Below are 12709 nucleotides of genomic sequence, written 5' to 3' on the forward strand. Positions count from 1 at the left end.
TGACCCCCCTTGCGTACCCACGCAAAAGGCCAAGACCCAGGGTTTGCCTACCCTGATCACTCCGCCTGGCCACGAGCCGGACGGGTTCGATTTCGTCACAGATAAAAACAAACAGGTGACGCATGACCGATATAAACACGCTGTATTCCTGGTGCCTGCGCTGGGGTTTGAGCGGCGCTGCTTGAGTCGAGATTCGAGCGAGCGACGTGCATTCAACATCATCAAACCTTGCGTGAGACCCTTTTCATGAGTGGACCCCATTCCTCTTCAGGCGAGCTGAAACGCGGCCTGAAAAATCGTCATATCCAGTTGATCGCCCTCGGTGGCGCCATCGGTACCGGCCTGTTCCTCGGCTCGGCCGGGGTGCTCAAATCCGCCGGTCCGTCGATGATCCTGGGCTATGCCATCTGCGGCTTTATCGCCTTCATGATCATGCGCCAACTCGGCGAGATGATCGTCGAAGAGCCGGTGGCCGGCTCCTTCAGCCACTTTGCCCACAAGTACTGGGGCGGTTTCGCCGGCTTCCTGTCGGGTTGGAACTGCTGGATCCTGTACATTCTCGTGGGCATGTCGGAGCTGACGGCTGTCGGTAAATACGTGCACTACTGGTGGCCGGAGATCCCGACCTGGGTCTCGGCGGCGGCGTTCTTTGTGCTGATCAACCTGATCAACCTGGCCAACGTCAAAGTCTTCGGTGAAGCCGAGTTCTGGTTTGCCATCATCAAAGTGGTGGCCATCGTCGGCATGATCGCCCTGGGCAGCTATTTGCTGGTCAGCGGCAGTGGCGGCCCGCAAGCCTCGGTGAGCAACCTGTGGGAACACGGTGGCTTCTTCCCCCACGGTGTGGGCGGCCTGGTGATGGCCATGGCGATCATCATGTTCTCCTTCGGCGGCCTGGAAATGCTCGGTTTCACGGCGGCCGAGGCTGACCAGCCACGCACGGTGATCCCGAAAGCGATCAATCAAGTGATCTACCGCATCCTGATTTTCTACATTGGTGCCCTGGTGGTGCTGCTGTCGTTGACGCCGTGGGACAGCCTGCTGACCACCCTCAACGCCTCCGGCGATGCCTACAGCGGCAGCCCGTTTGTACAGGTGTTCTCGATGCTGGGCAGCAACACCGCGGCGCACATCCTCAACTTCGTGGTGCTGACGGCGGCGCTGTCGGTGTACAACAGCGGTACCTACTGCAACAGCCGCATGTTGCTGGGCATGGCCGAGCAGGGCGATGCGCCTAAAGCGCTGGCGAAGATCGACAAACGCGGCGTGCCGGTGCGCTCGATCCTCGCTTCGGCGGCGGTCACCCTGGTGGCGGTGCTGATGAACTACCTGATCCCGCAACACGCGCTGGAACTGCTGATGTCCCTGGTAGTGGCCACGCTGGTGATCAACTGGGCGATGATCAGCTTCTCCCACTTCAAGTTCCGCCAGCACATGAACCGCACCGGCCAGGTGCCGCTGTTCAAGGCGCTGTGGTACCCGTACGGCAACTATGTCTGCCTGGCGTTCGTGGCGTTTATCCTGGTGGTCATGCTGATGATCCCGGGGATCCAGGTGTCGGTGTACGCGATCCCGGTGTGGGTGGCGTTTATGGCGGTGTGTTACTGGGTCAAGAACAAGCGCAAGGCACAAGCGGCCCTGAGTACGACGGGGACGGTTCTGGAGTAAGAGCTTTCGCGTAAACAGAAAACCCGGCGCTTTGCCGGGTTTTTTGTCGGCGCTGACGGGTTAGACTCGCGCCTCGTTTTAATTTGATACAGGCTCGGAGGCCCTCATGCACCACACCGACATCGACGGCGGCACCTTGCAACGCGATGAGCTGGAAGACCTGATCGCCCAGCACAGCGGCCCCTTGCGCCTGATCGGCGTGGACCTGAGCGGTGCCGACCTGTCGCGCATGGTGCTTGATCACTGGATCTTCGAACGCTGCATCCTGGTCCAGACCTCCTTCCTCGGCTCCCGTCTGGAAGGCACCCAGTGGAAAAGCTGCCGCGCCAGCCTCGCGATCTTCGAAGCGGCGAACCTGCTGGAAGCACAGTTCCACAGTTGCGACCTGAACAACACTCGCTGGCAACGCAGCAAGTTGCCCCAGGCGAGTTTCGAGCACTGCAAGTTGACCGGTGCCAACTTTACCCATTGTGCGTCCCTGGGCCTGAGTTTCAGCGAGACCCGGCTCAACAGCGCCTTCCTGTCCGGGTTGTCGTTTGCGCGCACGGTGCTGAATAACCTGGATTTTTCCGACAGCGATTTGTCGGACGCTGACTTTCGCAAGGCTGAATTGATCGACTGCAGCCTCGCCCATGCGCGTATAAACGGCGCCAATTTTGCCGGTGCCGACCTGCGGGGCGCGGATTTGAGCGGGTTTCGCCTCAATGATGCCAAACTGTTCAAAGGCGCCGTGATTTCCAAAGCCCAGGCGTCGATGTTGTTGTCCGAGTTGGGCTTGTCCGTTGCTTAGGATTTTTGATTGATGCTGGTGATTTCCAACAATGTGCAACTGCCGGATACCGAGATCGAGTTGACCGCGATTCGCGCCCAGGGCGCCGGTGGGCAGAACGTCAACAAGGTGTCGAGTGCGGTGCACCTGCGTTTTGATATTCCGGCCTCGTCGCTGCCTGAGTTCTACAAGGAGCGGCTGCTGGCGCTGCGCGACAGTCGTATCACCAGCGAAGGCGTGCTGGTGCTCAAGGCCCAGCAATATCGGACCCAGGAGCAGAATCGCGCGGATGCGCTGGAGCGCCTGGTGGAGCTGATTCTCAGTGCCACCAAGGTCGAGAAGAAGCGCCGTCCGACCAAGCCCACCCTGGGCTCGAAAAAGCGCCGCCTGGAGTCCAAGACCAAGCGCGGAAGTATCAAGGCCGGGCGCGGCAAGGTCGACTTTTAGTTAATCGCCGCGCGCCTCGCGGGCCTTGGGCGCTTGCCGGTACAGGTAGACGCTCAGCAGCAAACCACCGAGGGCGGCGAGGGCGGCGAACAGGAAGATCGACGCAAAGCCGAACCCTGCCGCAACCGCGCCGGCCAACGGGCCGGTAATCCCCAGCGACAAGTCGATGAACAACGAGTAGGCCCCCACCGCCGAGCCACGGCTGGACGCCGGCACGAGGTTGACCGCCTCGACGCCCAGCGCCGGAAATACCAGGGAAAAGCCAAACCCGCTCAACGCCGCACCGGCCAGGGCCAGGTTGGCGTCCGGCGCCAGCCACAACAGCAGCAGGCCGAGGATTTCCACGGACAGGCAGGCAATCGCCACGCGAAAGCCGCCGATGCGGTTGATCAGGTTGCCAAACAGCAGGCGTGCGCCGATAAAACTGGCGCCGAACAGGCTCAGGGCCCACACGGCGTTGTCCCAGTGCTGGGTGGTGTAATACAGGGTGATAAAGGTGGCGATGGTGCCGAAACCGATGGAACCCAGCGCCAAGGCACAACCGTGGGGCAGTACGCGGCCCAGCACATTCATGAAGGGCAGGCGCACGCCGGCGACGATGGGCGCGGGTTCCTTCTTCCAGGCGAGCAGCAGGCCGATGATCGCCAGCAGGATGATGCTCACGCCCATGCTCCACAGCCCGAGATGGCTGACCAGCAGCACCCCCAGCGGCGCGCCGACGGCGAGGGCGCCGTAGCTGGCGATACCGTTCCAGGAAATGACCTTGGCCGTATTGGCCGCGCCGACACGGCCAATGCCCCAGCCGATGGCGCCCGAGCCGACCAGGCTTTCGGCGCTGCCCAAGACCAGGCGGCCGATCAACAGGCTACCCAGGCTGACGGCTGGCAGGCTGGCAAACCACGCCGCGAGCAACATGAACACACCGCTCAAGCCGCAGCCCGCCAAGCCGATCAACACCGCGCGCTTGCTGCCCAGGTTGTCGATGATCTTGCCGGCGTAAGGACGGCTCAGCAGGGTGGCCAGGTATTGCACGCTGATCACCAGCCCGGCGATCACGGCGCCGTAGCCCAGCGTACTGTGGACATAGCCCGGCAATACGGCGAGGGGAATGCCGATATTCAGGTAGCCGATAAAGGTGAACAACACGATGGAAACAACTTGCAGCGTGACCGCCATGGGGCGCTGGGTATCTGGCATGGGAGAGGTCCACAGTCGCAGCAGGTAAAGATAGGCTGCTAATGATACCGGTGGTTGGGCGCGCGCAGGGCGGTAAATCGCAAAAACGTCAGATCAAAAAGACGTCAGGGTTGGGTGGGGGCGAGCAGTTGGGTGGTAACCAGGGCGGCCAAGGCGTTTTCCTGGGTGCCGAAGCGCTTGAGCAGCAGGGCTTGTTTGTCCGCGCTGAGGCGGTTCCATACGTCGACCATCTGCAAGGCAGCGTCGAGCACGGCGGTGTCTGGGGTGTCGGTCATGTGGGGTATCCGGGTCTATTCAGGCAGTGTGGAAAGCGCTCAAAGCTGCGCTTTCCACACGGTCTGGTACGGCGTCAGTCCTGGCTTTCGCTGTCGACTGGTTTGGCTTCTTTGGCCTCAGGCTGCTTGTCGCCGGCCTGCTGCGGTGTTGGCTGCTCAGTTTCGTGCAGGCTTGGGAAGGGGAGATTAGGTATCTCGTGCATCGTCGTCGCTCCTCGCAAGGTCTGTTTTTTTCAATCGCAGGTGATTCCGCGCTCTCAAAAAGCCTTGGCAGGATACAGCACTGCAAATGACAAAAAGAATTTTATGTCGGCGGATGTCGGAACTTTCATTCTTTAACGCAAGTGACATGAGGTCACAGGCCTAGAACGGCACCTTGCCGAGGATCATGTCGCGATACATCACGAAATCTCCTAATAAGCTGTAGAACGGGTGCTTAAACGTCGCCGGACGGTTCCTTTCGAAGAAGAAGTGGCCGATCCAGGCAAAGCTGTAGCCGGCTATCGGAATGGCCAGCAGCAAGACCAGCGAACCACGACCAATGGCGTAGGCCAGGATGCCGATGACCAGCGTGGTGCCGATAAAGTGCAAGCGGCGGCAGGTGCTGTTGCCATGCTCTTTCAGGTAATAGGGGTAGAACTCAGCAAAGCTATTGAATTGCTTGACGTTTTCCACGGTGGCCGGCCCTTTGATTGTTGTGCCGCCCAACAGATGTTCGGCGGGGAGCTTATTTGAGTCTAGAGTGATCAGTGGTAACAGCCAGTGACAATAGATGCCACTTTAGTATCCTTGGCATTCCTGGCTGCCGTTTTAAGCCTGCTTACATTAAGAAGACGCCATGAGCGAACGAACAACTTCTGCAAGCTGGGCGATGGGGATAGTCAAGGCACTGGAGATGGACGGCCTGGATTGCCGAGCGCTGTTCAAGCAGCTGGGCCTGGACTACAGCGCCCTCAACGATCCCGATGCGCGTTTCCCGCAAGACTCCATGACCCGCCTGTGGCAGCGGGCGGTGGAGCTGTCGGGCAACCCGGCGATTGGCTTGAACATGGGCAAAGTGGTGCGCCCCGCGTCGTTTCATGTGGCGGGGTATGCGCTGATGTCCAGCAACACGCTGGCCGAAGGCTTTATGCGCCTGGTGCGTTACCAGCGGATCATTGCTGAAAGCGCCGACCTGAGTTTCCGCCTGTTACCCGAAGGCTATGCGCTGATTCTGACGGTGCATGGCGATCATCTCCCACCGACCCGGCAAAGTGCCGAAGCCTCGCTGGCCAGCGCCTTGGCCCTGTGCGGCTGGCTCACCGGACGCACCCTGCAACCCCGGAAGGTGCTGTTGCAAGGCGATCAGCCCGAAGATCTGGCGCCCTATAAACAAGCGTTCCATGCCCCGCTGGAGTTCAACGCGCCGTACGACGCGCTGATTTTCGAGCGCGCCGATATGGATGCGCCGCTGCCCACCGCCAACGAAGCCATGGCGCTGTTGCATGATCGGTTTGCCGGAGAATACCTGGCACGTTTCTCGGAAAGCCGCGTGACCCACAAGGCGCGGCAGGTGCTGTGCCGCCTGTTGCCCCAGGGCGAGCCCAAGCGTGAAGTGGTGGCCCAGACCCTGCACCTGTCCCAGCGCACCTTGCAGCGGCGTTTGCAGGAGGAGGGCACCAGTTTCCAGACGTTGCTTGACGACACCCGTCGCGAACTGGCCGAGCAATACCTGGCGCAGCCGAGCATGACCTTGCTGGAAATTGCCTACCTGTTGGGGTTTGCCGACCCGAGCAACTTCTTCCGCGCGTTTCGCCGCTGGTTCGATGCCACGCCCGGCGAATACCGGGCGCGGTTGCTGGAAGCGACGGCGATCAGTGGCGCCAAAACGCCGGAATACACAGCACAAACACTGTAATGATCTCCAGTCGGCCCAGCAGCATGCCGAGGGACAGGATCCACTTGGCGGCGTCCGGCAGGCTGGCGAAGTTGCCGGCCGGGCCGATGGTTTCCCCCAGGCCCGGGCCGACGCCGGACACGGTGCTGGCGGCGCCGGTCAGCGCGGTCATCCAGTCCAGGCCGAGCAGCGACAGGGCCAGGGCGATGGCGCAGATGGTGATGGCGAAGAAAAACGAGAAGGTCAGGATCGACCGCACGATTTCTTCGTCGAGACGGTGGCCGTTGTACTTCTGCTTGATCACCGCGCGGGGGTGAATCAGTTGGTTCAAGTTGGCCTTGAGCAGGATGTAGGCGACCTGGAAGCGGAAGATCTTGATCCCGCCCGCCGTGGAGCCCGAGCAACCGCCGATAAAGCCCAGGTAGAAAAACAGCATCAGTGAGAAGTTGCCCCACAGGCTGTAGTCCCCCAATGCGAAACCGGTGGTGGTGACCACCGAGGTCACGTTCAGCGCCACGTGGCGCAGGGCGTCCAGCCAATGCAGGTTGGTGGTCCACCAGTACCAGGTGCCGAGCACCAGCCAGGTCACCAGCAGCAAGCCGAGCAAACCCTGCACTTGCTGGTCCTTGATCAATGCCTTGCGGTTGCCGCGCAACGTCGCCACATAGAGGGTGAACGGCAAGCTGCCGAGGATCATCACCACCACGGCGACCCAATGCACCGCCGGCTGTTTCCAGTGGGCCAGGGATTCATCGGAGGTGGAAAAACCGCCGGTGGAAATCGCCGACATCGCGTGGTTGATCGCATCGAACAAACCCATCCCGGCCCACCAGAATGCCAGGCTGCCAAGGATGGTGATGCCCACGTACGCCGCCACGATCAGCCGTGCCACCATGTGCGAGCGCGGCATGACCTTTTCCGAGCGGTCGGAGGATTCGGTCTGGAACAGGCGCATGCCACCGATGCGCAGCAGCGGCAGGATCGCCACCGCCATACCGATAAAGCCGATGCCCCCCAGCCAGTGCAGCAGCGAACGCCACATCAGGATGCCCGGGGACATGCTGTCCAGCCCGCTCAATACGGTGGAACCGGTGGCGGTGATGCCGGACATGCTTTCAAAAAACGAATCGGTGTAACTGATGTGCTGGGTCAGCAGGAACGGCAGCGCGGCAAAGATGCACACCACCACCCAGCTGGTGACGGTCAGCAGGTACATGTCCCGTGGCCGCAGGTGCACGTGTTCCGGGCGCCCGGGAATGACCAGGGCCAGGCCGGCGAGAAAGGTGATCATGCTGGCCCACAGGAACGACGGCAGGTCTTGGGTGCGTTCGAAGATCACCAGGGTGGCCATGGGCACGACCATGGCGATCGCGAGGGTGATCAGGAAGATGCCGATGATGAAACCGATGATGCGTAGGGTCGGCAACGCCATGAAGTGAGCTCGGGTGATTGGGCAGAGGCGCCATTCTACCTGCGGTGCAGGGCATGTAAACCGGGGCTTGGGCGCAACGCCGATCAAAATGTGGGAGCGGGCTTGCTCGCGAAAGCGGACTGTCAGTGGCAGATGTGCTGAATGACCCACCGCATTCGCGAGCAAGCCCGCTCCCACATGGGTTTTGTGGTGTTTGACCGAGTGTGGAAGGCAGGCATAAAAAAGGCGACCCGAAGGTCGCCTCATTCAACGCGGCATTGATCAGAACTCGTGATCAGCGCTATCCGGGTTCAAGTCGCTGATGCCCAGCTTGCCCGCAGCGGCTTCGATCGAACCGGTCTGCTTGACCAGGGCGGCGATGGCGTCGCGTACGATCTGGTTGCCGGCATCGTTGCCGGCGGCGATCAATTGGTCGTAGTGCTCACCTTTGCCAGCGTGATCAACCATGACCTGGATCTTCGCTTCGGTCGCTGCCAGGTCAGCCTTCAATGCGCTGTCGGCAGCCGGATCGGCCTTGGCCACCAGGGACGACAGGCTGGCGCCGGTCAGCTGGGTGCCGTCGGTGCGGGTGTACTCGCCCAGGTAGACGTTGCGGATGCCCTTGGCGTCGTAGAAGTGCGAGTTGTGGGTGTTGTCGCTGAAGCAGTCCTGCTCGTCTTCTGGCGAGTTGGCTTCCAGGGAAACCTTCATGCGCTCACCGGCCAGCTCGCCGAGGGACAGGCTGCCCATGCCGAACAGCATTTTGCGCAGGCCGTCGGTGGCAGGTTCTGCTTCCAGGGTGGCGCGGTAGTTGTCGGCGACGTTTGGCTTCCAGTTGCCGACCATTTCTTCCAGGTCGCTGACCAGCAGCTGAGTCACGGCGTTCAGGTAGGCGCGGCGACGCTCGTTGTGGCCGCCAGTAGCGCCGTCACCGGTCAGGTAGTCCGACGCTGGACGGTTGCCGGCGCCAGGGCCGGTGCCGTTGAGGTCTTGGCCCCACAGCAGGAACTCGATGGCGTGGTAGCCGGTGGCGACGTTGGCTTCGGAACCGCCCAGCTCATTGAGGCTGGCGAGTTTTTCCGGGGTGATTTCCTTCACATCGACTTTGTCTTCGCCGACCTGGATCTCGGTGTTGGCGATGATGTTGGCGGTGGCGCCCGGGTTGCCCAGGGCGTGTTCGTAGGACTTGTCGACGTAGTCGATCAGGCCTTCGTCCAGTGGCCATGCGTTCACCTGGCCTTCCCAGTCGTCGATGATGGTGTTGCCGAAGCGGAACACTTCGCTCTGCAGGTACGGCACGCGGGCGGCAACCCAGGCGGCGCGGGCGGCTTTCAGGGTTTCGTCGCTGGGCTTGGCGAGGAACGCGTCGATTGCGGTTTGCAGGGTTTTTGCGGTGGATTCGGCGTCGCTGTAGACCGCGAACACCATGTCAGCGTAATGCGCGACCACCGCCTTGGCGGCGGCTTCGTCAACCTGGCCGGCAGGGGTGGCAGCCGCTGGAGCGGTAGTGCTGGCAGCCGGGGTCGGCGCCTGTGGCGCGGCGGCCTTGTCTTTACCTTCGCCGCAACCGGCGAGAGAAATGGCAATGGCCAGCAGACTGGCGGTGGCCAGGGGCATACGAATCATGGCGAACATCCTGCTTCGGTTGTTGATAGGGCGCGCGGGGTGAGCGCAAAACTGCGACATAATGCGAAAGATTTGCATTTTGTGTAAAGGCTTAAACGCGGGAAATATTCAGTATCGTTTTCCCGGTTCAAAGAATCGCGGCGTTATTGCGCTCGGACTGTTTCAAAAAAGCCGCCAACTCCCGGGCCGGCAGCGGTTTGCTGTAGTGATAACCCTGCCCCTCGTGGCAGCCCTCGGAGATGATGTACGCTTCCTGCTCGGCGGTTTCCACGCCCTCGGCGATCACCTGCATGCCCAGGCTTTTGCCCAACTGGATGATGGCCCGCACGATGGTGGCATCGTCGTCGTCATCCAACAGGTCCTGGACGAAGCTCTTGTCGATCTTGATCTTGTCCAGCGGCAGGCTTTTCAGGTAGCTGAGGGAGGAATAGCCGGTGCCGAAGTCGTCGATGGCGATCAGCGCGCCGGAGCGGCGCAGGCTCAGCAAGTGTTGGGCGGCGGTGCTGATGTCTTCCATCAGGCCGGTTTCGGTGACTTCCAGCTCCAGGCTGCGCGGCGGCAGGCGGTAGATCTGCATCAGGTTGTTGACCACCCGCGGCAACTCGGTGTGGTGCAATTGCACGGTGGACAGGTTGACCGCCATGCGCAACTCGGTGAAACCCTGGTCATGCCATTCGCGCAACTGCCGGCAGGCCTGGTCCAGCACCCATTCGCCAATCGCAATGATGGTGCCGTTCTGTTCGGCCAGTGGGATGAACAGGTCGGGCGGCACCAGGCCGTGCTCCGGGTGCTGCCAGCGGATCAACGCTTCGACGCCCACCACACGATGCTCGCGATAGCTGATCTGCGGCTGGTACACCAGGTGAAACTGGTCGCGGCTCAAGGCGTCGCGCAGGTCTTTTTCCAGTTCGCGGCGGCGGCGCATTTCGCTGTCCACGCTGGCGATATAGAACTGGTAGCGATTGCGCGAGCGGCTCTTGGCCAGGGTCATGGTCTGTTCGGCTTTTTGCAGCAGCTTCTCGGTGCTGTCGCCGTCTTCCGGAAACAAGGTGATGCCGATGGTGGCGCGCAGGCGGATCTGCTCGTGGTCGAGGGCGAACTCGGCCTCCAGGTCATCAAGGATGCTTTGCGCCAGCTCGGCGGCTTCGTACGGCTGGTCGATGTCGGCCTGCACCAGGGCGAACTGGTCGCCCCCCAAGCGGGCCAGGGCGCCGAGGCGGCCACTGTGGGCGCGCAGGCGGTCGGCCAAGGCCAGCAGCAGTTGGTCGCCAGCCTGGTAGGTGAACTGCTCGTTGACGCTTTTGAAGTCGTCCAGGCCCACACACAATACCGCCACGCGGCGCTGCCGGCGGCCGGCGTCGATGAGGATCTTGTCCAGTTGCTCCTGCAACTTCTGGCGATTGGGCAAACCGGTCAGGAAGTCGTACTGCGCCATGCGCCGCAGGCTGCTCTCGGCTTCGTGGCGCAGGTGGGTGTTGCGCTCGATGGATTCGAGCAACTGGTTGGCGGTGTTGATCCACAGTCCCAATTCATTGCGCTCATGGCCCTTGAGCTGGGGGATCTTGTGTTCGCTGGGGCGGTCCGGGTTGATCGACGTCAGGTGTTCGATAATCCGCGACAACGGCTTGGTCAGCAGCCAGTGGTAGACCAGGTACAACACCAGGCCCATGGCCAAGGCGCGCAGCACCCCGGAGATAAAGATGATCACCGAGCTGACAATAAAACCCTTGCCGTAGGTGGCCGTGTCGAGGGTGATGCTCAGGTCGCCGTAATACTCGCTGTAGGGGCCTTTGCCCACCAATGCCGTGGTGAAGGTGCGTTCCTGGCCCAGAATCAGGTCGGTCAACCAGCGGCTGGGGGATTGCTGCAAGGCGCGGCTTTTTTCGGCGAGCATGGTTTCGTTGGGATGGCCGATGGACGCCATGCGCACGGCGTCATCCTGGAACAGGCCCTCGATGACCTGCATGCCCATCTCGCGGTCAAGGCTGTAGACGGCTTGGGTCGAGGGGTCGCGGAACATGTCGAGGATGCGCTGGGCGTCGCTGGCCACGGCCTGGCGCGTCTTATAGGCGTCAAACACGATCTGCGCCACGCTGAGCGCCACACCCACGACCAATGCCGACAGCAGCACGACCCGTAGCAACTTCACCGACAAGCTGTTTTTGAGTTCCAGCTTCAAAGGGTTATTCCTTGTTCCATGCGGGTAGCCTCAATATGCCATGAGTATTGGCAATCTCGTGATGGCAGTCAAAGGGACATTGGAGTTCAGGCGCAATTGAGTTTTGGCGCGAGGTGCCTGGGAGGCATCAAGAAGGGGCGGTGCGTGTCAGAGGGGGGCAAGGCGCTAAGACCTGGTTGGTTAGAAGACCGGGCGGGCCGGCCTTCCTGGGTGAGGCGTCCGGAGTTATTCGTAAGTGATCTGAGCTTGTGACTGCTCCCCGGTATCGCCTGCTTTTTGTCCGGCGTCAGGCATCTTGTCCAACAGTTGTCCTGCCATGTCCATGGCACCCTTTGCCAGGTCCATGCCTTTATCAAGAAGGCCCGAAACCATGGGTATTGCACCTGCCGCCATCGAAATAGGATCCATAGTGATTCTCCACATTTGATTGAGAGGTCTATTCCTCCCGCGACTGAGTGGAGATGTTTCCAGAGTGAGTTCCACGATTCTTCGTTCGTTGTGTGAAATTACGCGCAAAAAAAACCCGGCAATCGCCGGGCTCTTTCTACTGCAAGCGTTGCTTAGGCAGTGAAGGTCTTGCCTTCGAACTGCTCAGCCACGAACTTCCAGTTGACCAGGTTCCAGAACGCTTCCACATACTTTGGACGCACGTTGCGGTAGTCGATGTAGTAAGCGTGTTCCCAGACGTCGCAGGTCAGCAGCGGGGTATCGCCATTGGTCAGCGGGTTGCCGGCGCCGATGGTGCTGGCCAGGGCCAGGGAACCGTCAGCCTTTTTCACCAGCCAGCCCCAACCGGAACCGAAGGTGCCGACGGACGTCTTGGTGAACTCTTCCTTGAACTTGTCGAACGAACCGAACGCAGCGTTGATGGCTTCAGCCAGGGCGCCGGTTGGTTGGCCGCCGGCGTTTGGCGCCAGGCAGTTCCAGTAGAAAGTGTGGTTCCAGACCTGAGCGGCGTTGTTGAAGATGCCGCCCGAAGAAGACTTGACGATCTCTTCCAGGGTCTTGCCTTCGAACTCGGTGCCAGGCACCAGGTTGTTCAGGTTCACGACGTAGGTGTTGTGGTGCTTGTCGTGGTGGAATTCCAAGGTTTCCTTGGAAATGTGCGGCTGCAGGGCATCGTGTGCGTAGGGCAGCGGCGGCAATTCGAAAGCCATGATGATTCTCCTAATCAGGTCAGTTGCGGTGAGCGCAAGGCCGATCACGGGCGGCCAAACAAGCGCCGGGGAGTTTGTACTCTTTGCGGCGCAGGGGCAGGATC

At 61.1% G+C, this 12709-nt stretch carries 13 protein-coding genes; 4 read left to right on the plus strand and 9 right to left on the minus strand.

Annotation, left to right across the window (positions count from 1 at the left end; translation table 11 throughout):
- The first annotated feature begins 246 nt into the window (after positions 1-246).
- From J1G37_RS07105 to arfB, 3 genes are all read left to right on the plus strand, one after another.
- Positions 247-1668: an amino acid permease gene (locus tag J1G37_RS07105; protein ID WP_207040690.1), complete on the plus strand. Its 1422-nt coding sequence runs from the start codon at positions 247-249 to the stop codon at positions 1666-1668.
- Between the two features lie 106 nt (positions 1669-1774).
- Positions 1775-2458, plus strand: coding sequence for a pentapeptide repeat-containing protein (locus tag J1G37_RS07110; protein WP_207040692.1), 684 nt, complete (start codon positions 1775-1777; stop codon positions 2456-2458).
- 12 nt (positions 2459-2470) lie between these two features.
- Positions 2471-2884 carry an alternative ribosome rescue aminoacyl-tRNA hydrolase ArfB gene (gene arfB / locus J1G37_RS07115; RefSeq protein WP_207040694.1) on the plus strand — a complete coding sequence of 138 codons (414 nt, stop codon included), beginning with the start codon at positions 2471-2473 and terminating at the stop codon, positions 2882-2884.
- On the opposite strand, the gene J1G37_RS07120 is transcribed toward arfB, so the two are convergent.
- From J1G37_RS07120 to J1G37_RS07130, 4 genes are all read right to left on the minus strand, one after another.
- On the minus strand, positions 2885-4081 hold the full coding sequence (locus J1G37_RS07120) for an MFS transporter (protein ID WP_207040695.1): 1197 nt from the start codon (positions 4079-4081) through the stop codon (positions 2885-2887). It lies immediately after the preceding gene.
- Positions 4082-4185: 104 nt separating this feature from the next.
- Positions 4186-4356: a hypothetical protein gene (locus J1G37_RS07125; RefSeq protein ID WP_207040697.1), complete on the minus strand. Its 171-nt coding sequence runs from the start codon at positions 4354-4356 to the stop codon at positions 4186-4188.
- 74 nt (positions 4357-4430) lie between these two features.
- Positions 4431-4559: a hypothetical protein gene (locus tag J1G37_RS29130; RefSeq protein ID WP_256659200.1), complete on the minus strand. Its 129-nt coding sequence runs from the start codon at positions 4557-4559 to the stop codon at positions 4431-4433.
- A 160-nt stretch (positions 4560-4719) separates the two neighbouring features.
- The gene (locus J1G37_RS07130; protein ID WP_207040699.1) at positions 4720-5031 is read right to left on the minus strand and encodes a DUF962 domain-containing protein; all 312 of its coding nucleotides are present in this window, start codon (positions 5029-5031) and stop codon (positions 4720-4722) included.
- A gap of 163 nt (positions 5032-5194) precedes the next feature.
- Here J1G37_RS07130 and J1G37_RS07135 point away from each other — a divergent pair, with 163 nt between their 5' ends.
- Positions 5195-6253, plus strand: a complete 1059-nt coding sequence (locus J1G37_RS07135) for an AraC family transcriptional regulator (protein WP_207040701.1) — start codon at positions 5195-5197, stop codon at positions 6251-6253.
- On the opposite strand, the gene J1G37_RS07140 is transcribed toward J1G37_RS07135, so the two are convergent.
- The 5 genes from J1G37_RS07140 to J1G37_RS07160 form a co-directional block, all read right to left on the minus strand.
- Positions 6210-7664 (minus strand): TrkH family potassium uptake protein, encoded by a 1455-nt coding sequence (locus J1G37_RS07140; RefSeq protein WP_017737972.1) that lies wholly within the window; start codon positions 7662-7664, stop codon positions 6210-6212. The genes J1G37_RS07135 and J1G37_RS07140 overlap by 44 nt on opposite strands.
- Before the next feature lie 261 nt (positions 7665-7925).
- Positions 7926-9269 (minus strand): imelysin family protein, encoded by a 1344-nt coding sequence (locus J1G37_RS07145; protein ID WP_207040703.1) that lies wholly within the window; start codon positions 9267-9269, stop codon positions 7926-7928.
- Positions 9270-9396: 127 nt separating this feature from the next.
- On the minus strand, positions 9397-11448 hold the full coding sequence (locus J1G37_RS07150; RefSeq protein WP_207040704.1) for a GGDEF domain-containing phosphodiesterase: 2052 nt from the start codon (positions 11446-11448) through the stop codon (positions 9397-9399).
- A gap of 225 nt (positions 11449-11673) precedes the next feature.
- Positions 11674-11856, minus strand: coding sequence for a hypothetical protein (locus J1G37_RS07155; RefSeq protein ID WP_207040707.1), 183 nt, complete (start codon positions 11854-11856; stop codon positions 11674-11676).
- A gap of 152 nt (positions 11857-12008) precedes the next feature.
- Positions 12009-12605 (minus strand): Fe-Mn family superoxide dismutase, encoded by a 597-nt coding sequence (locus J1G37_RS07160; protein ID WP_016975406.1) that lies wholly within the window; start codon positions 12603-12605, stop codon positions 12009-12011.
- Positions 12606-12709: the final 104 nt, after the last annotated feature.

The organism is Pseudomonas sp. Marseille-Q1929 (genome assembly GCF_017316265.1).
Taxonomy (GTDB): domain Bacteria; phylum Pseudomonadota; class Gammaproteobacteria; order Pseudomonadales; family Pseudomonadaceae; genus Aquipseudomonas.